The sequence below is a fragment of the Bordetella sp. FB-8 genome (assembly GCF_000382185.1).
Lineage (GTDB): Bacteria > Pseudomonadota > Gammaproteobacteria > Burkholderiales > Burkholderiaceae_B > Bordetella.
The window spans coordinates 3394652-3415528 of the sequence record NZ_KB907784.1 but is presented as its reverse complement, the minus strand read 5'-3'; the positions used below and the strand labels follow the sequence as shown (position 1 = coordinate 3415528).

Annotated in this window: 19 protein-coding genes; 6 read left to right on the top strand and 13 right to left on the bottom strand. The window is 62.9% G+C overall.

The window, feature by feature from the left end; all coding sequences use genetic code 11:
- Positions 1 to 96 precede the first annotated feature (96 nt).
- Positions 97 to 2109 (top strand): cyclic di-GMP phosphodiesterase, encoded by a 2013-nt coding sequence (gene pdeR, locus H143_RS0116300; RefSeq protein WP_019939333.1) that lies wholly within the window; start codon positions 97 to 99, stop codon positions 2107 to 2109.
- A 39-nt stretch (positions 2110 to 2148) separates the two neighbouring features.
- Here the strand turns inward: pdeR and H143_RS0116295 are convergent, their stop codons facing one another.
- Positions 2149 to 3015 carry a crotonase/enoyl-CoA hydratase family protein gene (locus H143_RS0116295; protein WP_026350158.1) on the bottom strand — a complete coding sequence of 289 codons (867 nt, stop codon included), beginning with the start codon at positions 3013 to 3015 and terminating at the stop codon, positions 2149 to 2151.
- 237 nt (positions 3016 to 3252) lie between these two features.
- Here H143_RS0116295 and H143_RS0116290 point away from each other — a divergent pair, with 237 nt between their 5' ends.
- Positions 3253 to 4365, top strand: a complete 1113-nt coding sequence (locus H143_RS0116290; protein ID WP_019939331.1) for an NADH:flavin oxidoreductase/NADH oxidase — start codon at positions 3253 to 3255, stop codon at positions 4363 to 4365.
- Positions 4366 to 4371: 6 nt separating this feature from the next.
- On the opposite strand, the gene dut is transcribed toward H143_RS0116290, so the two are convergent.
- The 6 genes from dut to H143_RS0116260 are packed head-to-tail and all read right to left on the bottom strand — an operon-like array spanning position 4372 to position 10680.
- Positions 4372 to 4821 carry a dUTP diphosphatase gene (dut, locus tag H143_RS0116285; RefSeq protein ID WP_019939330.1) on the bottom strand — a complete coding sequence of 150 codons (450 nt, stop codon included), beginning with the start codon at positions 4819 to 4821 and terminating at the stop codon, positions 4372 to 4374.
- Between the two features lie 3 nt (positions 4822 to 4824).
- Complete coding sequence (locus tag H143_RS0116280; protein WP_019939329.1) at positions 4825 to 5091, bottom strand: hypothetical protein; 267 nt, start codon at positions 5089 to 5091, stop codon at positions 4825 to 4827.
- Positions 5092 to 5113: 22 nt separating this feature from the next.
- Positions 5114 to 6304, bottom strand: coding sequence for a bifunctional phosphopantothenoylcysteine decarboxylase/phosphopantothenate--cysteine ligase CoaBC (gene coaBC / locus H143_RS0116275; protein ID WP_019939328.1), 1191 nt, complete (start codon positions 6302 to 6304; stop codon positions 5114 to 5116).
- A 24-nt stretch (positions 6305 to 6328) separates the two neighbouring features.
- Positions 6329 to 6844 carry a signal peptidase II gene (gene lspA, locus H143_RS0116270; protein WP_019939327.1) on the bottom strand — a complete coding sequence of 172 codons (516 nt, stop codon included), beginning with the start codon at positions 6842 to 6844 and terminating at the stop codon, positions 6329 to 6331.
- 16 nt (positions 6845 to 6860) lie between these two features.
- Positions 6861 to 9725 (bottom strand): isoleucine--tRNA ligase, encoded by a 2865-nt coding sequence (gene ileS / locus H143_RS0116265; RefSeq protein ID WP_033366786.1) that lies wholly within the window; start codon positions 9723 to 9725, stop codon positions 6861 to 6863.
- Positions 9718 to 10680, bottom strand: a complete 963-nt coding sequence (locus tag H143_RS0116260; protein ID WP_026350157.1) for a bifunctional riboflavin kinase/FAD synthetase — start codon at positions 10678 to 10680, stop codon at positions 9718 to 9720. Before H143_RS0116260 ends, ileS begins: the two co-directional genes overlap by 8 nt.
- A gap of 157 nt (positions 10681 to 10837) precedes the next feature.
- Between H143_RS0116260 and purN the strand changes: the two genes are divergently transcribed.
- Both purN and H143_RS0116250 read left to right on the top strand, forming a co-directional pair.
- Positions 10838 to 11437 (top strand): phosphoribosylglycinamide formyltransferase, encoded by a 600-nt coding sequence (gene purN / locus H143_RS0116255; protein ID WP_231378570.1) that lies wholly within the window; start codon positions 10838 to 10840, stop codon positions 11435 to 11437.
- 143 nt (positions 11438 to 11580) lie between these two features.
- The gene (locus H143_RS0116250) at positions 11581 to 12882 is read left to right on the top strand and encodes an RsmB/NOP family class I SAM-dependent RNA methyltransferase (protein ID WP_026350155.1); all 1302 of its coding nucleotides are present in this window, start codon (positions 11581 to 11583) and stop codon (positions 12880 to 12882) included.
- Here the strand turns inward: H143_RS0116250 and H143_RS20930 are convergent.
- Positions 12851 to 13291 (bottom strand): hypothetical protein, encoded by a 441-nt coding sequence (locus H143_RS20930; protein WP_019939322.1) that lies wholly within the window; start codon positions 13289 to 13291, stop codon positions 12851 to 12853. The genes H143_RS0116250 and H143_RS20930 overlap by 32 nt on opposite strands.
- A 130-nt stretch (positions 13292 to 13421) precedes the next feature.
- Between H143_RS20930 and H143_RS0116240 the strand changes: the two genes are divergently transcribed.
- Both H143_RS0116240 and H143_RS0116235 read left to right on the top strand, forming a co-directional pair.
- Positions 13422 to 14600: a fatty acid desaturase gene (locus H143_RS0116240; protein ID WP_019939321.1), complete on the top strand. Its 1179-nt coding sequence runs from the start codon at positions 13422 to 13424 to the stop codon at positions 14598 to 14600.
- A gap of 61 nt (positions 14601 to 14661) precedes the next feature.
- A complete protein-coding gene (locus H143_RS0116235; protein ID WP_026350154.1) occupies positions 14662 to 16983 on the top strand; it encodes a UvrD-helicase domain-containing protein in 2322 nt (773 codons plus the stop codon).
- Positions 16984 to 17030: 47 nt separating this feature from the next.
- On the opposite strand, the gene H143_RS0116230 is transcribed toward H143_RS0116235, so the two are convergent.
- The 5 genes from H143_RS0116230 to H143_RS0116210 all read right to left on the bottom strand — a co-directional run bounded on the left by H143_RS0116230 (position 17031) and on the right by H143_RS0116210 (position 20852).
- Positions 17031 to 17489: a GNAT family N-acetyltransferase gene (locus H143_RS0116230; protein ID WP_019939319.1), complete on the bottom strand. Its 459-nt coding sequence runs from the start codon at positions 17487 to 17489 to the stop codon at positions 17031 to 17033.
- Positions 17490 to 17494: 5 nt separating this feature from the next.
- Positions 17495 to 18226, bottom strand: coding sequence for an ABC transporter ATP-binding protein (locus tag H143_RS0116225; RefSeq protein ID WP_019939318.1), 732 nt, complete (start codon positions 18224 to 18226; stop codon positions 17495 to 17497).
- A complete protein-coding gene (locus tag H143_RS0116220) occupies positions 18207 to 18965 on the bottom strand; it encodes an ABC transporter ATP-binding protein (RefSeq protein WP_019939317.1) in 759 nt (252 codons plus the stop codon). Before H143_RS0116220 ends, H143_RS0116225 begins: the two co-directional genes overlap by 20 nt.
- Positions 18966 to 19032: 67 nt before the next feature.
- The gene (locus H143_RS0116215; RefSeq protein ID WP_019939316.1) at positions 19033 to 19971 is read right to left on the bottom strand and encodes a branched-chain amino acid ABC transporter permease; all 939 of its coding nucleotides are present in this window, start codon (positions 19969 to 19971) and stop codon (positions 19033 to 19035) included.
- Between the two features lie 8 nt (positions 19972 to 19979).
- The gene (locus H143_RS0116210; RefSeq protein ID WP_019939315.1) at positions 19980 to 20852 is read right to left on the bottom strand and encodes a branched-chain amino acid ABC transporter permease; all 873 of its coding nucleotides are present in this window, start codon (positions 20850 to 20852) and stop codon (positions 19980 to 19982) included.
- Positions 20853 to 20877: the final 25 nt, after the last annotated feature.

The following is a 20877-nucleotide window of genomic DNA, read 5'->3' as shown; positions in this document are numbered from 1 at the left end:
GCTGGCATTCGGCCGAGCTTTTCAATGTTAAAGTCCATAAGTACGCTGTATTCATGAAATAACTTCGAATACGCGCTTTATGGGCGAGGTTTTGCCATGCACGAGGATGACCTGAGCGACAGTGAAGTACTGGAACTGCACGTCGGTACAAGCAGTCCTTGCTGGCGCCTGGACAGCGACAGCAATGCTCTGGAACTGGCGGCGGTCCGCGGCCTGGCGAATACTGGCGTGGCGCTCGATTCGGACCAGGCTGCCGGAATCCGCAGATTTACGGGCGTCACCTCCACCATCGAGCTCGACATTTCCCTGTTTGGCCGGCCGTTAAAGCTGCACCTGGTAGGCAGGAAGCTTGACACGCGCAATTGGGCCGGCACTGCGTCCGCCTATACGGATACCCGCGCCGTCGCGCGCGATCTCACGCATGGTTTGGCTTTCGCCGAGTTGGTCGTCTCCGAAGTCAATTCGCTGGTCGTGGTGCTCGATTCCAATGGGATCATCCAGCGTTTCAACCGCCTGTGTGAAGAGGTCCTGGGCAAGCGCGAAGAAGACGTCATCGGCAGGAGCGCTTATGAATTGTTCATGACGCCGGAGCAGGCCGAGCATTCAAGCAAGAACATCACGGGTTTCTTCGAGAACGACGAGCCGTTCGACGTAGAGCGCTACATCAATACGGTCAATGGCCCGCGCCTATATCAGTTCCGCAATAAATTCGTGCAAAGCGGCAGCGGAGTCGAGCAGCGGTTCCTCATTTGTTCTGGCGTGGACATCACAGAGGAGCGCAATGCGCAGCAGCGGCTGACCGAATTGGCCAACACCGATACGCTGACAGGCCTGCCCAACCGGCATGCGATCACCGAGCTGATCCGTGCCGCGCTGGCGACGGGCAAGAACGATGCCTCGCATCAGATCGGCGTTCTGTTTCTTGACCTCGACAACTTCAAGCGCGTGAACGATCATTACGGACACGTCGCAGGTGACGGCTTGCTTACCAAAGTTGCGGCAATCGTCAGCGGCTGTCTGGGGCAAGGCGCGACGCTTGCCCGCCTGGGCGGCGACGAGTTCGTCGTGCTCTCGGAGCGGGTGACCCTTGAATCGCTCGAAACCACCGCGCGTACCATCATCGAGCAGCTATCCGCGGCGGTCCGCCTGGATGAGCTAGTGGAGCTGTACACGAGCTGCTCGGTCGGGATCGCGCTGTATCCGCAGCATGGCGACACCGTGGAGACACTGATCAGAAATGCCGATACGGCGATGTACGCCGCGAAAGAGGCGGGCAAACATACTTATCGGGTTTTCACGCAAGAGATGAACCAGAAGGTCGCGAGGGCGATGTGGCTGGACATCAATCTTCGCAAGGCGCTCGAAGAAGGGCAGTTCGTGCTGCACTACCAGCCGCTGGTCGATGCCGCGACGGGCGATGTGCGCAGCGTCGAGGCGCTGATACGCTGGCAATCTCCTGATCGGGGGATAGTCGGACCGGGTGAATTCATCCGCCACGCCGAGGAGTCCGGGCTTATCGGCCCCATAGGCCGCTGGGTAATGTCCGAGGCCGCGAAGCAGGCCATGATCTGGAAGGAGAAAGGCCTGAATTTGCGCGTGGGGATCAATGTCTCGGCGCTGCAGTTGGCCGATGTGAATTTCGTGGCCCATTTCAGGGGTGTTCCCGGCTGCATCGGACCCGAGGGCAGCTTGCTGGACATTGAGCTGACTGAGAGCTGCCTTATCGAGAACCAGGACCGCGTGCTCACGCTGATGCGGCAGTTGCGTGAAATGGGTTCAAAAATTTACCTCGACGATTTCGGCACGGGATATTCCTCCTTGGCCCAGCTCGCGCGGTTACCCCTGGACGTGATCAAGCTCGATCGCAGCTTCGTGACGGGCATTGATGGCGATGCAAGCGCGCAGGAACTCGTACGTTCGGTGGCGTCGCTTGCCAAGGCCTTGGGGTTTTCGGTGGTGGCCGAAGGCGTAGAGACCAAATCCCAGGACGCATTCATCCGTCAGGTCGGGATCGAGTGCGCGCAGGGCTACATTCATGCAAAGCCGATGCCCGCCCACGATCTCGAGGCCTGGATGCTCAAGAGGAAAAAACTCAGGCTCATCGCTTGAGTTTTTCCCTCTCGCGCCACAGCGCTTTACACCCTTCGATCAGGGGGCGGGCCGCAGTCGGGAAACCCGCCGGTTCTGCAGCATCACCAGCCGCTCCATGTAAGCGAGATCCTTGGTCTCTATCGCGAATGTCGCATTGACCCAGTCTTCGGTGATGTCTATCAATTCCGATCGTGAGAGGGGCTGCACGCGCTGTCGGGCGCGTATAAGTGCCCGGGTGCTGTTGAGCTTGGGGCGTATCACGTCGATGAACGTGCGCGTCGCGAGGAATGCCGCGCCAGGCTCGAAGGTCTGGTCGGCCAGTCCCTGGTCTGCGAACCATTCGCCTGTATGCGATTCCCCGCTGCTGATCAGTTCCTCGGCCAGGCGCATTCCCGACTTGCGCGCGACGAGCGAATAGCCGCCCATGCCGGGGAAGAGGTTGAAAGCGACCTCCGGAAAGCCGAGTTTGACGTCCTTTTGTACAAGTACGTAGTGATGGGCGAGGGCGGCCTCGAGCCCGCCGCCCAGCGCGCTTCCCTCGACCATCGAGATCGAGATCGCGCCGGTGCCGAAGCCTGTATACATTTCCCAGATGCAATCGATGCATGACCGTGCATATGCCATCAGGGTGTCGCGTTGTCCGGAACGTATTGCGTCGACAAAGAAGCTCAGGTCGCCGCCGACATTGAAGAGCTCGGGAACCAGCGAGCCGGTTACCCAGAAATCGAATCGTAGTTTGGATTCCCGCGCGACACGTGCCAGGTGCAGTATGTCGGAAAGCAGCCGCTGGTTGAAGCAGGGGCGGGGCTCGGAACGGAGCATCATCCACATGATATTGCGCTCCTTTTCGTAGAATGCGGCCAGTTGCGACATATCTCCAGCCTCGTGAAATGGGCGGCATGCCGGGTGGTTTTGCAATTGCATGATTTTCCTTGCAGAACTGTGCTTGGGTTTGGTTTGCACCGCCCAAGGCCTTTTCCGCTATTGACTCGCGGGACCGGGCGGCAGCGCTATTGTTCCGTGTACACAGCCGATGGGAAGATCGAAGTGCTATCTTTGTGTGCAAAGGCCTTGCGGGAAGCCGATTCGACGATGCCCCTATGCGGCCCGAATCGCGAGAGGAGGCGATGTTTTTTATGGCGATTTTTCCGGAGTTTTTCCATGAGTCTGCTGTTTTCCCCTATATCCCTGGGTCCCCTTGCCCTGGACAACCGCATCGTCGTTGCGCCGATGTGCGAATACTCCGCCGAGCAAGGCTGCGCCACCGACTGGCACATGATCCATCTGGGACACTTGGCCTTGTCCGGCGCGAGCCTTTTGATCGTCGAGGCCACGGCCGTCGAGGCCATCGGCCGCATCACTCCTTACGATCTGGGCTTGTATGACGATGCTGCCGAAGCCGCCTTGGGCAGGGTGGTTCAGGCCATCCGCCGGTATTCGCCCATCAAGCTGGGCGTGCAGATTGCGCATGCGGGGCGCAAGGCATCAAGCCAGGCGCCCTGGGAGGACGGCCAGCAGATTCCTGTTGCCCAGGGCGGCTGGCACAGCGTGGCGCCGTCCGCATTAGCGCATGCGCCGACCGAAGAGGAACCCCTGGCCCTGGATGCGGCAGGGCTGATCCGCATCAGGCAGGCTTTCGTCGACACGGCGCTGCGTGCCGTCCGGCTTGGTTTTGACTTGATCGAACTGCACAGTGCGCACGGCTACCTGCTGCATCAATTCCTGTCGCCGTTGGCCAACCAGAGAAGCGATGACTATGGCGGTTCCCTGGAGAACCGCATGCGCTTTCCGCTGCAGGTGTTCGAGGCGGTACGCCAGGCGGTGCCGGCGAACGTGGCGGTCGGCATGCGCGTTTCGGCCACCGATTGGGTCGAGGGCGGTCTGGATGTGCCCCAAGTCGTGGCGTTTGCCCAAGCCTTGAAAGAACGCAGCTGCGACTTCGTGCATGTTTCCTCCGCCGGCGTCTCGCCCCTGCAGAAAATTCCGCTGTCGCCGGGATATCAGGTGCCGTTTGCCGAGACTATCAAACGCGAAGCGGGCATGCCCACCATTGCCGTGGGGCTCATCACCGAGGCCGAACATGCCGAGCAGATCCTGCAGAATGGCCAGGCCGACATGGTGGCCTTGGCGCGCGGCATGCTTTACGACCCGCGCTGGCCTTGGCATGCCGCCGCCAAGCTGGGAGGTTCGGTCGATGGGCCTCGCCAGTATTGGCGTAGCCAGCCGCGCGAGCTCAAGACGCTGTTCCGCAATGCGTTCTTCGGCCAGCGCTGAGCGGCATCAGCCCCTGCCCGTGCTACCGAAGCCGCCCGCGCCGCGCTCGGATTCGCCGAATTCCTCGACCACGTTCCAGCGCACCTGCTCGATAGGCACGACCACGAGCTGGGCCAGGCGCTCCATCGGGTTGAGCGTGAAGGATGTGCTGCCGCGGTTCCAGGTCGAGACCAGGAGCTGGCCTTGGTAGTCGGCGTCGATCAGCCCGACCAGATTGCCCAGCACGATGCCGTGCTTGTGGCCCAGGCCCGAGCGCGGCAGGATCAAAGCCGCGTAGCCCGGATCGGCGATGTGGATGGCCAGGCCGGTGGGCACCAGTATCGTGGCCCCCGGGACGATTTCGATGGGCTCGTCCAGGCACGCGCGCAGATCCAGTCCGGCAGAACCAGGCGTGGCGTAGCCGGGAAGGGCGTCGCGCATGCGGGAATCAAGGATTTTGACGTCTACGGATTTCATGGGTCAGGCTGTGGGAGGACCTTCGGGGGGAAGTGTCAGGACGGTGGAAGGACGTCGGACAGCGCGCGAGGCCGCCAGCAGCATCAGGCCGACGATGAGCAGAAAGCCTGGCATGATGAAATCGTCGGCCGTTTGCACTGCCTGTACGAGCGCGGCGTGCAATTGTACGAAAGCGGTAGCCAGAGCCGCGATGGCGCCGATGAAAAGAATCGCGGCCCAGCGTCGCTTGGCAACCGGCGAGGTCGAGGTCTGAACCGCTGGGTCGGTCATGGGAGGCTCGAGCGGGGCCGGCTCAAGGTTTGGGCAGACGCGCTGCGATTTCGGCGACGAGCCTGCGCGCCGCGTCCAGCTTGGTTGCTGCTGGCAGAGAATGCATGCCCCGGTCGTCGAATAACGCCAATTCAGTGGCGTCGGCGTCCATGACGTTCTGTGCCAGATTACCTACCAGTAATGGTAGGTTCTTGCGGCGGCGCTTGTCCTCGGCGTGCTCGGCGAGGTTTTCGGTTTCGGCGGCAAAGCCCACACACCAAGGTCCGCGCGCCAGTCCAGCTACATCGGCCAGGATGTCGGGGTTGGCTTCGAACTCCAGTTGAGGGGGGCCACCCCTGGTCTTCTTGATCTTCTGGGTGCTGGCGTTCTTCACGTACCAGTCTGCCACGGCGGCCACCGCGATAAAAATGTCGGCGCTGGCGGCCTCGGCCATGACGGCCGCGTGCATCTGCCGCGCTGTCGTCACCGATACCCGCATGACCCCGTAAGGCGCCGGCAGGGCCGTGGGGCCGCTTATCAGCGTCACACGGGCGCCGGCCTCCTGCGCGGCGCGAGCCAGGGCGTAGCCCGTCTTGCCTGAAGACCGGTTGCTCAGTACCCGCACCGGGTCTATGGGCTCGGCCGTGGGGCCGGCTGTCATCAGCACATGCTTGCCGGCCAGTACTTTGGGCTGGAAGAATGCGATGACCTCTGAAAGTAGCTGGTGCGCTTCGAGCATGCGGCCATCGCCGACTTCGCCGCAGGCCTGGCTACCCGAGTCCGGGCCGAGTAGGGCAATGCCGTCGGCGCGCAATTGCGTCACGTTGCGTTGCGTAGCCGGATTGGCCCACATCTCGCGGTTCATGGCGGGGGCTGCCAGCAGCGGGCAGGCGCGCGCCAGGCACAGGGTGGAGAGCAGGTCCGACGCTTCGCCGTGGGCCAGCTTGGCCATGAAATCGGCGCTGGCCGGGGCAATCAGCACCACGTCGGCCCCGCGGGTCAGGTCGATGTGCGCCATGTTGTTGGGCACACGGGGATCCCAGGCGTCGAGAAAGACCGGCCGGCCGGACAGGGCCTGCATGGTGACCGGGGTAATGAAGTGGGTGGCGGCCTCGGTCATGACCACGTCGACCGTGGCACCTTGCTCGGTCAGGCGGCGCACGAGTTCGGCGATCTTGTAGCAGGCGATGCCGCCGGTCACGCCCAGGACAATGCGCTTGTTGATGAGATCCATTGCGGGCAACCCCGTAGCAAGAGACTAGCGCTTGGCGCGGCCGCGGAGCAGCTCGTCGACGATCAGCAGCACGGCGCCGCAGGTGATGGCAGTATCGGCCAGATTGAAGGCAGGATAGTACCAGTCGCGCCAGTGGAAAAGCAGGAAGTCAATGACGTGGCCGTAGGCAATGCGATCGATCACATTGCCCAGCGCGCCGCCTAGGATCAAGGCCAAGGCAAAACTCAATAGCGTGCGGCCTGCCGCCGCAGGGCGGGCCTGCCGGCGCAGCAGCCAGACGATCAGGAGCGCGGCGGCCAGGCCCAACAGCGTGAACAGCCAGCGTTGCCATCCCGTTTCCGAAGCCAGGAAGCTGAAGGCCGCACCGTGGTTGTAGACCAGGATCAGGTCGAACACTGGCAACACCTTCACACGCTCGCCATAGGCCAAGAGGTGGTCCATGGTCAGCTTGCTGGCCTGGTCCAGGACAATGACCAGCGCTGCCAGCACCAGCCAGCGCGTCCAGCTTGAGCGGTTCGTGCCCGTCGGCGCGGTGTTCATTTTGGGCCGCCCGGGTTCAGGCGAATTCGCGCGGCTCGCCCGCGCCGAACAGATTGGCCAGGCAGCGGCCGCACAGATCGGGGTGGGCGGCATCGGCGCCCACGTCGGCGCGCCAGTGCCAGCAGCGCTCGCATTTCTCGTGCGTGGTGGGCGTGATCGTGATATCGAGTTCGCCCGTGCTTTCGTGCACGGTGGCGCGCGAGGTGATGAGCACGAAGCGCAGGTCGCCGGCCAGGCTGGCGAGCCAGGCGCGGTCTTGCGCGCTGGCCTTGATATCAACTTCAGCCTGTAGGGACGAACCGATGCTGCCGGCGGTGCGAACTTCCTCGAGTTTGCGTAGCACTTCGCCGCGGATCGCGCGTAGGCGCGACCATTTGGCCGAAAGAGCTTGCGCGTCGTCGTAGGCGGGCAAGGTGTGGTAGACCTGGGTAAATATGGTGGTGCGCGCCGCGTCGTCGGCTTGGTTCCTGAGCGCCGAACCCAGCAGGATTTTCCAGGCTTCCTCGGCCGTGAACGACAGGATGGGCGCCATTACCTTGAGTAGGGTCTGCGTGACGGCGAGCAGCGCGGTTTGTGCCGAACGGCGCGCGTGGCTTGCGGCTGCTGTGGTGTAGAGACGGTCTTTGAGGATGTCCAGGTAGAAGGCGCCTAGGTCTTCCGAGCAGAAAGTCTGCAGGCGCGAGACGGCCGGGTGGAAGTCGTAGGTCTTGTAGTGCCTGGTGACCTCGGTCTGCATCTGCGCGGTCATGTGCAGGGCGTAGCGGTCGATCTCGAACAGCTCTTCGTACGGCACGGCCTGGGCAGCATCGAAGTCGGCCAGGTTGGCCAGCAGGAATCGCAGCGTGTTGCGGATGCGGCGATAGGCCTCGACCACGCGCTTGAGGATCTCATCGGAGATGGCCAGCTCCCCCGAATAGTCGGTGGATGCCACCCACAGGCGCAGGATCTCGGCGCCCAGCGTGTCGGAGATTTTCTGCGGTGCGACGGTGTTGCCCACCGACTTGCTCATCTTGCGGCCTTGGCCGTCGACGGTAAAGCCGTGGGTCAGCAGGGCTTTATAGGGCGCGCGGCCGTATAGCATGCAGCCGGTGAGCAGCGACGAATGGAACCAGCCGCGGTGCTGGTCCGATCCTTCCAGGTAAATGTCGGCGGGCCAGGCCAGGCCTTCGGCGTGCGAGCCGTTGAGATCGTGGTCCTTGCCGCCCAGCACGGTGGCATGGGTCGAACCGGAATCGAACCACACGTCCAGCGTGTCCTTGTTCTTTTCGTACTGATCGGCCTCATCGCCCAGTAGTTCGCGCGGATCGAGCGTCTGCCAGGCTTCGATGCCGTGCTGTTCGACCCGCAGCGCAACCTGCTCGAGCAGCTCCGGCGTGCGCGGGTGCAGTTCGCCGGTCTCCTTGTGCAAGAAGAAGGCCATGGGCGTGCCCCATTGACGCTGGCGCGACAGCGTCCAGTCGGGGCGATTGGCGATCATATTGTGCAGGCGCGCGCGACCCCAGCCGGGGTAGAAGGCGGTCTCATCTATGGCCCTGAGCGCGCTTTCGCGCAGCGTGGGACCGCCGTCCTTGGGTTCGACGTCCATGCCGGCGAACCACTGACTGGTGGCGCGGTAGATGATAGGCGTCTTGTGGCGCCAGCAATGCATATAGCTGTGCGTGATCGGCGCGGTGTGCATCAGCGAGCCGGCTTCGCGCAGCATTTCAATGATTTTGGGATTGGCTTCCCAGATCGTCAGCCCGCCGAACAGCGGCAGGGCGCTGGTGTAGCGGCCATCGCCCATGACGGGGCCGATGATGTCGTCGTCCTTCAGGCCGTGCGCCTTGCACGAGACGAAGTCTTCGATGCCGTAGGCGGGCGACGAGTGCACGATGCCGGTGCCGGTGTCGAGCGTGACATAGTCGCCCAGATAGATCGGCGAGAGGCGGTCGTAGCCCGCGTCCACCTTGGCCAGCGGGTGGTGCATTTTGATGCCGGACAGCGCTTCGCCCTTGGCTGTGGCGATCACCTCGCCCTGCAGCTTCCAGTTCTGCAGGCAGGCTTGTACGCGCTCGGCGGCCAGGAGCAGCAGCGGGCCGTGGGCCGGCGCGGGCGAGACCCGTACCAGCGCGTAGTCGAATTCGGGATGCAGGTTGAGCGCCTGGTTGGCGGGGATGGTCCAGGGCGTGGTGGTCCAGATGACGACGGCGCCATCCTCGATGGAGGGCAGGCCGAAGGCGGACGCCAGCGCTTTCTTGTCCGCGAAGGGGAAGGCTACGTCGACGGTGGGATCGACGCGGTCGGCGTATTCGACCTCTGCTTCAGCCAGGGCCGAACCACAGTCAAAGCACCAGTTCACGGGCTTGAGGCCGCGAAACACGTAGCCCTTTTCCATGATGCGGCCGAGCACGCGGATCTCGTTGGCTTCATTGCTGAAGTTCATCGTGAGATAGGGGTGGTCCCAATCGCCCAGCACGCCCAGGCGCTTGAAGTCCTTGCGCTGGCGTTCGATCTGCTCGTAGGCGTAAGCGCGCGCTTTGGACTGCATTTCGGCTGTCGGCAGGTTCTTGCCGTACTTTTTCTCGATCTGGATTTCGATGGGCATGCCGTGGCAGTCCCATCCGGGCACGTAGTGCGCATCGTACCCAGCCATATTGTGGGTCTTGACGACGATGTCTTTGAGGATCTTGTTGACCGCATGACCCAGGTGCAAGTCGCCGTTGGCATAGGGAGGACCGTCATGCAGCACGAAGCGCGGGCGGCCGGCGCTGGCGGCGCGGACGGCGGCGTAAATGCGCTTTTCTTCCCATTCGGCCACCCAGGCTGGCTCGCGCTTGGCGAGGTCACCGCGCATGGGGAAGGAGGTATCGGGCAGATTGAGGGTGGTTTTGTAGTCAGACATGGACAGCAAAATAGGCACGCGCATTGCGCGCATCTTCGGCAATGGCGGCGGTCAGCGCAGGGAGATCAGGGAATTTTTCTTCGTCCCGCAAATGGCGCAGGAATTCAATCTGCACGAGTTTACCGTATGCGTCAGGCTTGCCATCGAGCACATGCACTTCGAGCAGGACCCGGCCGCCGTCCTCGACGGTCGGGCGCACGCCCAGGCTGGCCACCCCCGGCAGCGGCTTGCCATCCAGGCCCAGCACGCGCACCACATAAATGCCTGAGCGCGCTGCGCAGCGCGGCGCTACGCGCAGGTTCAGGGTGGGATAGCCCAGCGTGCGGCCCAGTTTCTGGCCATGGACGACGTGGCCGCTCAGGCGATAAGGGTGGCCCAGCAGGTCCTGCGCTCGCGGTAGGTCACCCACGGCCAGCGCGGTGCGGACCTCGGAGCTGGAAATGCGGTGGCCGTGGGCGTCTGCCACGTCGGCCAGGGTGCGGACCTCGAATCCGTGAACCAAGCCCGCCTCGCGCAGCAGTTCAATGTCGCCGCTGCGCTTGTGGCCAAAGCGAAAGTCCTCGCCGACCAGCAACCAGCGCACGTTCAGATCGCGCACCAGCAGATCTTCAATGAAACTGTTGGCCGACATGGCGGCCAGGCGCGCGTCGAAGCGCTGCAGGAAGGTTTCCTCGCTGCCGGCCTGGAACAGGGCCGAGAGCTTGTCGCGCAGGCCCGAGATGCGGGTGGGAGCGAGCTCCGGACGTTGGTAAATAGCGGCGAAATACTCGCGCGGATGCGGTTCGAAGGTCATGACCGCCGGCACCAGGCCGCGGGCCTGGGCCTGCTGGCTCACGCAGGCCAGTATGGCCTGATGGCCGCGGTGCACGCCATCGAAATTGCCGATGGTCAGGGCGCACGGGGCGCGCGGGGCGGACGAGGCGGTACAGCGGAAGATGCGCGGCATGGGTTTCACAGGCGAGAGTTTACAATTTCAAGACTTCCCCGATTTTCCGACTCTGAATTTGGAACCCATCTTGCCGGATTCCGACGATTTTTCGTCCGCCACCACCGCCGCATCGGGCACCCGCCCGCGCCGCTTCGTCATTCTCATCTCGGGCCGCGGCAGTAATATGCAGGCGCTGGTCCGGGCCTGCCGCGGCGAGTCCTGGCCGGCTGAAGTCGTCGCCGTGATCTCAAGCCGTCCCGACGCAGCGGGCCTGGACTGGGCGCGCGGGCAGGGCATCCCCGCCCAAGGCCTGAGCCACAAGGACTACCCCAGCCGCGAGGCTTTCGACCAGGCGTTGGCGGCTCAGATCGACCGCTACCGGCCCGACTATGTATTGCTGGCCGGTTTCATGCGTGTGCTCACCGCCGGTTTCGTGAGCCGCTATGCCGGCCGCCTGGTCAATATCCATCCCTCCCTTCTGCCGGTCTTTCCTGGCCTGCATACGCATGCCCAGGCGCTGGCCACCGGAGTGCGCGTGCATGGCTGTACCGTGCATTTCGTCACGCCGGTGCTCGATCACGGACCCATCATCGCCCAGGGCTGCGTGCCGGTGCTGGCCGGCGATACGCCCGAGACGCTGGCCGAGCGCGTGCTGTGCGCCGAGCACACCGCTTACCCGGCTGCAGCCCGTTGGCTGGCCGAGGGCCGCGTCGCGTTGACTGCGGATCAGCGGGTCGAGGTCGCGGGCGACCCGCAACGCCTTTTCATGTTGGAAATACAATGAGCAAATCCCAAGCATCGCGTGTGCGATCCGGCCCTCCGGCCGCAGCCCGCTCCGACCGCGGCCCGCGTTTCGAGAGCGATGCGCCTCGGCCTGCCGGCCTGCGCCTGCCGATGGCCGCCATTCGCGTTGAACAGGTCCAGCGCGTGCTGGGCGAAGTGTTGCAATGGGAGAATCCGGCCGACCTAGTGCTGTCGTACTGGCTGCGCGCCAATCCCAAGCTGGGCGGACGCGACCGCAGCGAACTGGCCGAGGCGGTCTATGACGTGCTGCGCCATCTGCGGCGCTACCGCCGCATGGCCGAGTCGGGCGTGGGGAATGCCGAGCGCCGGCTCGCCATCCTGGGAGTGGCTGCCACACGCGGCGAGACTGCCTTGCAAGACGGTCTGCTCCCCGAGGAGGCCGAATGGCTGAGCCACGTGTTGCGCATCGACCCGGCCACACTGGCGGCCGAGGTGCGCTACAGCATGCCGGATTGGTTGCTGGAGCGCCTGGCGCCCATGCAGGATGCGCATGCGCTGATGCAGGCGCTCAATCAACCCGCGTCGCTGGATCTGCGGGTCAATCCGCTCAAGGCCGAACGCGACCCGATGGTGGCAACGCTGCGTGCGATACCCCAGGCGGCGCGTTTCGAACCTGGCCCCATGATGTATTCGCCCTGGGGCATCCGCGTGCTGGGCCACCCTTCGGTCAACCGCTGGGAACAATTCGCGAATGGTGGCCTGGAAGTGCAGGATGAAGGCAGCCAGCTACTGGCATTGCTGGTCGGCCCCAAGCGGGGCGAGATGATCATCGATTTTTGCGCTGGCGCAGGCGGCAAGACCCTGTTGCTGGGCGCGCTGATGCGTTCTACCGGCCGGTTGTATGCCTTTGATGTGTCGGCGAGCCGGCTGGCGCGTGCCAAGCCGCGCTTTGCCCGCAGCGGCCTGTCCAATGTCGTGCCGGTCGTCATCGACAGCGAGAACGATACGCGGGTCAAGCGCCTGGCCGGCAAGGCCCAGCGCGTGCTGGTCGACGCGCCTTGCAGCGGTGTCGGCACGCTGCGCCGCAATCCCGATTTGAAATGGCGCCAGCATCCGTCGGCCCTGGCCGGACTGACCGATCTGCAGCACCGCATCCTCAAAAGCGCCGCGCGCTGCGTAGCTCCCGGCGGGAGGCTGGTCTATGCCACCTGCAGTCTGCTTGAAGAGGAAAACACCCGCCAGGCCGAACGCTTCCTGGCTGAACACCCGGACTTCGAACGCCTGGATGCGGCGGCTTTGCTGGCCCAGCGCGTGCCGGGCCTGACGCTCGATGGCCCCTATATGCAGTTGCGACCGGATCTGCATGGTACGGACGGTTTTTTCGCCGCTGTGTTCGAACGCAAGAAAGCCCCCTCCCGGAACGAAGCGCAGACCATCGAGGATGGCGAGCCGTCTATTGATGTGGGGGCGGTGGACCCGGATTGATTCTCAACCGCGCGTTGCCATAGTCCATGCGGGGATACTTGCCATGAGGACCCCAGCGTTGCTGAAAGGTGACCGACCACGACATGTAGTCCAGTCCTGGCTTGTTGGCTGTATACAACACCTGGGAAATGGGCAGCACCTTCGAGCGCACGGCGCACTGGGGTGAACTGGTGTTGACCACGCCCAGGATGCGCGCCACGGTGAGCGTACCCAGGGTGGGTTTCTGAGTAATGGTGATAATGGGCGCGCTCAAGGCACTGCAGCCGGTGCCGCTCAGTTCGAAGTAATTGGCCAGCACCATCTGTTGGCCGGGCTTGAGCGGCGCGATTTGGCCCTCGGCCATGGCGGGGGCGGCGCCAACCAGGGCGGTCGCGGCCAGCAGCGCACACGCAAGGCTCGGTTCATACATTCTTAGTCCTTGATTTTGCATGGGAAGTATTTGAAATTTAGCTGTCAAAAGGGGCCTTGGATAGGCTAAACTAGCCCAAATATCTTTTGATACTTTACGTATACCTCTACAGAGGCGGAACCACAGATTTATGGATCTCATTTCTTCTTTCCTGGTGGGCGGACTGACTCAGGCGCATTGGTGGCAAGTCGTCATCTATACGCTGGTAATGACCCACATCACCATCGTTGCCGTCACGGTCTTCCTGCATCGCAGCCAGGCGCACCGGGGGCTGGACTTGCACCCGGCCGTGATGCATTTCTTCAGGCTCTGGCTGTGGATGACCACCGGCATGGTCACCAAGGAATGGGTAGCCATTCACCGCAAGCACCATGCCAAGTGTGAAAAAGAAGGCGATCCGCATTCGCCCATGTTGTTCGGCATCTGGAAAGTGCTGTTTCGCGGTGCCGATCTGTATCGCGTCGAGGCCGCCAACCAGGAAACCGTTGCCAAGTTCGGCCACGGCACGCCCAGCGACTGGATCGAGAACAATCTCTACGCCAAGCACAGCCTGATGGGCGTGCTCATCATGCTGGCCATCGACATCGCCTTGTTCGGCGCCATCGGTCTTACCGTGTGGGCCGTGCAGATGGCCTGGATTCCCTTCTGGGCTGCTGGCGTGGTCAACGGCATAGGTCATTACTGGGGCTATCGCAATTTCAACAGCCCGGACACCAGCACCAACGTGTTTCCGTGGGGCTTCATCATCGGCGGCGAGGAACTGCACAACAATCACCACGCGCATGGCACTTCGGCCAAGTTCTCGACCAAGTGGTTCGAGATCGATGTGGGTTGGGGCTACATCAGCGTGCTGCGCGTTTTGGGCCTGGCCAAGATCAAGAAAGTCGCGCCAAAGCTCAAATTGGATCCTGGTACCCGCGCTATCGATCTGCGCACGTTGCAAGGCGTGATCACCCACCGCTACGAAGTTATGGCCCGCTACGCCGATATCGTTCGCCAGGCTGCCCGCGAAGAGCTATCCAAGCTCCAGAGCCGCTCGGACCGCGTCCGCCTGCGCCGCTCCCTGATCCGCAACGAAGAAGTGCTGCAGCCCGAGCAGATCGCCGAGGTCGACAGCGCCATCGCCCAGCATCCCATGCTCTCCACCCTGGTTCAGATGCGCCGTGAGCTGGGTCGTCTCTGGGAGAGTTCCAGTGCCAGCAGCGAACAATTGTTGGCCGATCTGCAGGCCTGGTGCCAGCGCGCCCAGAAGAGCGGTATTTCCGGGCTGGAGCAGTTCGCCATTCGCCTGCGCCGTTACGCGGCATAATTACCCGTACTGGTTTTAGGTTTCGGCCCCCGGTTGGGGGCCGAATTATTTCTGGGGTTCCATTTTGCTGGACAAACTCAATTCCGAACAGCGGGCCGCGGTCACGCTGCAGGCGCAGCATGCCCTGGTGCTGGCCGGAGCCGGCAGCGGCAAGACACGGGTGCTGACCACCCGCATGGCCTGGCTCATCCAGACCGGACAGTCCAGCCCATTCAGCCTGCTGGCCGTCACCTTTACCAACAAGGCGGCGCGCGAAATGCTTGCGCGCATGACGGGCATTCTGCCGATCGATGCGCGCGGCCTGTGGATAGGCACTTTTCATGGGCTTTGCAATCGCATGCTGCGCGCGCATCATCGCGACGCTGGGCTGCCGCAGACTTTCCAGATCCTGGACACGGCCGACCAGTTGTCGGCAATCAAGCGCCTACTCAAGGCCCACGGCGTGGACGATGAAAAATACCCGCCGCGCGATGTCCAGCGCTTCATCAATAATGCCAAGGAGGGCGGTGAACGCCCTGGCCAGATGCAAGCCTGGGATGCACACAGCCGACGCCTGGTGGAGCTGTATCAGCTTTACGAGGAGCAGTGCCAGCGCGAGGGTGTGGTGGATTTCGCCGAACTGCTCTTGCGCGCCTACGAACTGCTGTCGCGCAACGCGCCGGTGCGCGAGCATTATCAGCGCCGTTTTCGCCACATCCTGGTCGACGAATTTCAGGACACCAACATTCTGCAGTACAAGTGGCTGCGCCTGTTGGCTGGCGGCGGGGCGAACATCTTCGCGGTGGGCGACGACGATCAGTCTATCTACGCCTTTCGCGGTGCGCATGTCGGCAATATGGCTGACTTTGAGCGCGACTACGCGCGCGGCACGGTCATCCGCCTGGAACAGAATTACCGATCCTACGGGCACATCCTGGATTCGGCCAATGCGCTCATCGGTCATAACAGCGGCCGCTTGGGCAAGAATCTGTGGACAGAACAAGGCGAGGGCGAGCAGGTGCGCGTCGTCGAGCAGCCCAGCGACGCCATGGAGGCGCAATGGCTGGTCGACGAAGTGCGTGCCCTGGTGGCCGAGGGGCGTGCGCGTCGAGAGATCGCCGTGCTCTATCGCAGCAATGCGCAGTCGCGCGTTCTGGAACACAACCTGTTTTCAGCCGCCATTCCCTACAAGGTTTATGGCGGCCTGCGCTTTTTCGAAAGACAGGAGATCAAGCATGCGCTGGCCTATTTGCGCCTGATGTCCAATCCGAACGACGACACTTCATGGATGCGAGTGGTCAACTTTCCCGCGCGCGGCATCGGTGCGCGCACGCTGGAGCAACTGGCCGACGCCGCCCGCGCGCACGGCACCAGCCTGCACGGCGCGGTGGCCATGGTGCCGGGCAAGGGCGGTTCCAATCTCGCGCAGTTTGCCCAGCTCGTAGCCCGCCTGGCCCAGGAAACGCGCGAGCTGCCTCTGCCCGAACTGGTCGAGCACATGCTCGATGGCAGCGGCCTGGCTGCGCATTACAAGACTGAGCGCGAGGGCGCCGAGCGGCTGGAAAACCTCAACGAACTCATCACCGCCGCAGCGGTGTTCGCCAACGAAGAAAATTATGACGGCTTGCCGGCTGGCATAGCGCCTGCCGCGAGCGGCGACACGGACACCCCCTTTCCTGCTATCGACGCCGACGGCGTGGTCGCGGTGGGCTTGAACCCGCTGGATGCCTTCCTGTCGCACGCCGCGCTCGAAGCCGGCGACAATCAGGCAGAGGCCGGGCAGGACGCCGTGCAGTTGATGACGGTGCATGCGGCCAAGGGCCTGGAATTCGACGCGGTCTTCATAACCGGCCTGGAAGAAGGTTTGTTTCCGCACGAAAACAGCATCCTCGAACAAGCCGGGTTGGAGGAGGAGCGCCGTCTGATGTACGTGGCTATTACCCGGGCGCGCGAACGGTTGTACCTGACCCTGGCGCAAAGCCGCATGCTGCACGGCCAGACGCGCTATGCCATGCGTTCGCGCTTTCTCGATGAAATTCCCGAACAGCACCTGAAGTGGATCACGCCCAAGGCCGGCCTGGTCCGAGGCGGATCGTGGGGCGACGATTTCAACGGCAACCGCCGTGGCGCATCGGCATCGCCGGGAAGTTGGCGCGCAGACGCCTTCGGTCGAGCGCATGCCAGCGCCGTCGCGCCTCGCGCGCCGCGCGGCGTGTCCAGCGGCGTGCAGGTGGGCGATGCGCACTATCGCATCGGCCAGGGCGTGCGCCATGCGCGGTTCGGCGACGGCATCATCATCGGGTTGAGCGGGGCAGGGCAGGATGCCCAGGCGCAGATCCAGTTTCGGGATGCGGGAGCCAAGACCCTTGCACTGGGGATCGCCAAACTCGAACTGATTACCTGACAATTCGGCGCATTGCGCACGATGCGCCGCAACGGCACCGTGCATCTTTATCGCGGCGCGGCCTTGGCCATTTCGGTCGTGCCCGCCCAACCCTGGCCCTGGTATAGCGGCCGGCCCTTGGCCGTCGCGTGCAGGATTAGATAGCCGACGCCGCGCCGGGCGAACTCCGCCTCGGCCAGGCGCATCAGTTCGCGGGCCAACCCGCGCTTTCTGTGCGCGGGCTCGACAAAGACGTTCAGGACATAGCCGCGTTTGTCCTGCGTCGGGTGCGCAGGGTGCGGCGGCCAGTCGATCAGCATCAGGCCGATTCCGGCAACAGGCACACCGTCCTCCAGCATGGCATAGCCGAAATACGAGCCGTCCAGCAAGCGCGGCCTGACCCATGCGCGGAAATGCTCGGTCATGGGCACAAGCACATCATCGCTCCTGCCCGCATCGCGAAACATGTCTTCGCGATGGCGGCAGACAAGATCGAGGTCGTCTATGTCGAGTGCTCGTATGTCCATGGCGATCAATCGTCGGGGAATTCCCATTTCTGGGCGCTGGCGCCCGCCAGTTCCTGCACACGTTTTTCGTCCTGGCCGAATTCCGCGGCGACCCCGCTATACGTGATCGCCCCCCGGTCCAGTACGTAGGCGCGATCTGCAACCCGGATTGCAGCGCGCACGTTCTGTTCGATCAGCAGCACCGCGGTGCCCTCGTTGCGCGCAGCGACAATGATGTCAAAGACGTGCTGCACGATCAGCGGCGCCAGCCCCTGCGACGGCTCGTCGAGCATCAGCAGCTTGGGGTTGAGCAGCAGGACGCGCGCTATGGACAGCATTTCCTGTTCGCCGCCTGACAGCTGTCCGCCCTTGTGTCCCTTGCGCTCGGCAAGCCGCGGAAAAGCTTCGTATACGCGGGCGATATTCCACGGTCCGGGACGATCCACCGGTACCTTGAGGTTTTCGTCGACGGTCAGGTTGGCGAAGACGCGGCGCCCCTCGGGCACCAAGCCAACGCCCAGGCCGGCGATGCGAAACGGCGGCAGATGGGTGGAGTCCGTGCCGAATATCTTGACGTGGCCGGCGCGCGCCGGCGTCAGCCCCATGATGCTGCGCAGCGTGGTGGACTTGCCCGCCCCGTTGCGGCCCAGCAGCGTCACCAGTTCGCCCTCTCTCACCTCCAGATCGATGCCGTGCAGGATATGGCTCTTGCCGTAGTAGGTGTTGAGCTGATGTATCTCAAGCGCCTTCACGTGCATCCCCCAGATAGGCGACTTGTACTTTCTCGCTGGCTGCGATTTCGTCCGGTGTGCCGCGCTCCAGGACTTCGCCTTCGGTCAATACGGTAATGCGATCGGCCAGGTTGAAAATGACGCGCATGTCGTGTTCGACCAAGACGATGGTCAGCTTCTGCGAGCGATGCAGCCGGCGTATCAACAGGGCCGTATCGTAGGTTTCCTGGTTGCCCATGCCTGCCGCCGGTTCATCAAGCAGCAGCAGCTTGGGTTTCAAGGCAAGCGCCATCATGATTTCCGTCGAGCGCTGGTCGCCGTGCGACAGTTCGCCGACCTGCCGGTCCGCCTTTTCGGTCAAGCCGCTCATGTCGAGTAGCTCGTCGACGCGCTCCTGCGTCTGGCGTGTCTGCTCGCGGGAACGGAAAAGCCTGAGCCTCAGACCTTGTGTCACCTCGACGGCAACACGCAGGTTTTCGCGCACGCTCAATTCGCGAAAGACCTCGGTGATCTGGAAGGTCCTGGCCATGCCCATTGCCACGCGGTTTTGCGGCGGCACGTCCGTGACATCGGCACCATCGAATACGATGCGCCCTTTTGTGGGCCGGTAGAAGCCGCTGATCATGTTGAAGAACGTGGTCTTGCCCGCGCCGTTGGGACCGATGATCGCATGCAGTTCGCCGGGCTCGACTGTGAGCGAGACATCGTTTACCGCCACGAGCTGGCCGAAATGCTGGGAAACGCCTTGGACTTCGAGCAGGCTCATATGCCCCCCTTGGCGCTGCGGGCAGTTCCCACGAGCGGGGATGAGTGCTTGAGGCGGCCCGGCGCGCTCATGACGCTCTCCTTTGGAACAAACCCGCAATGCCGCGGGGAAGCAGCAGCACGACCAGCACGAAAATCAGTCCGATGAAGAACATCCAGTCCTCGGTGATGCCCGAGAGATAGTCCTGCGCCACCACGAAGATGGTAGCTCCGAGCAGAGGGCCCCAGAAAGAACGCATGCCTCCGATGACGGCCATCAGGACGAAGTCGCCCGATTGCGTCCAGTACAAATCGTGGGGGCTGGCGAAATTGTTGAGCAGGGCGTAAAGCGAGCCCGCGATTGATACGAAAAAACACGAAATCGTGTAGGCGATCCAAATATGGCGGTTGACCGGAATGCTCAGAAACTGCGCGCGGCGCTCGTTTTCGCGTATGGCCTGCAGCGTGTGACCGAAAGGCGAGCGCAGGATCGTGGCCATGGCAAACGCGCAGACAGCCAGGATGGCCAGCACGACATAGTAAAAAACCAGGCTGGACGGGATATCGAGTTTCATGAAGCCCAGATCCATGGGCAGGCGTTGGAAGCCCCTCAGGCCATTATCCCCGCCGGTGACCGAGTTCCATCGAAAGGCAATGAAATAGAACACCTGCCCGAAGGCGATGGTAGCCAGGGCGAAGTAGATTCCTCTCAGCCTGACGATCAGGTAGCCGATAAGCATGCCCCCCAGCGTGCCGACCAAGATGCCCACGAGCAGGGCCACGGGAGTGCTTGGCAGCAGGTACTTTAGGGTCAAGCCCGTGGCGTAGGCGCCCAGGCCAAAATAGGCGGCATGGCCAAACGACATCACGCCCGTATGCCCGATCAGCAGATTAGTCGCCAGGGCGGCCAATCCTATGACCAGCAGGCGCGTAGCGAGATCCGTATATCCGCCCATCGGTGTGATCCAGTAGGGCATGGTCAGCAGCACGAGCCACAGCACCCACTGGGCGTTTTTCCGTATATGCATGCAGTAACTCACAGTTTCGTCCCGCCCTTTTCGCCAAACAGACCATACGGCCGGAACAGCAGCACGATGGCCATGATTACGTAGATGGAAGCTTCGGATGCGGACGGGTAGAATACCGTGACGACGCCCGCCGCCACGCCGATCAGCAAACCGCCGAATAGCGTGCCGACCAAGCTGCCCAGGCCGCCCACGATGACCGCCACGAAGCTGGGCATAATCAACCCTTCGCCGATGGTGGGAGTCAACCCCAGCATGCCGGCGGCCAGTACGCCGGCCAGCCCTGCGAAGAAGATGCCCAGTCCAAAATTGAGATTGCGCAGAATGCGCACGTCCACGCCCAACGCGGACACCATTTCAAGGTCGAGGGTTCCGGCGCGGATGCGCATGCCCACGCGGGTTTTCTTCAAGACGTAGAACAATACCGCCACCGCCACGGCGACCAGGGCCACCATGAAGATCCGATAGCCCGTCAGGAAGAACAGAGTAGGGCTGAGCGGCGAGTTCAGGATGTCGGGCGTCTTCAGGGGCAGGCCTTGCGCGCCCCATATGAAGCGCACCGAATCCTGCAGAACGTAGGCAAGGCCGAAGGTGAGCAGCAGGCTGTACAAGGGATCGCGGTTGTACATGGGACGTATGAGCACGCGCTCGACGAGCAGGCCTACCATGGCTGCAAGAAAGGGCGAGACGATCAGCGCGCCCCAGAACCCGATGTAGGGGTCGAGCGTATATGCGAAATAGGCGCCCAGCGCGAGAAATCCTCCATGGGCGAAGTTGATGACATTCGTCAGATTGATGATCAGGGACAGGCCCAAAGCCATGAGCGCATAGAACGCGCCAATGACCAGTCCGTTGAATATGTTGAAAAGGACCAGCTGGGTCACGCCATTCCTCCATTAGAGCAACAGG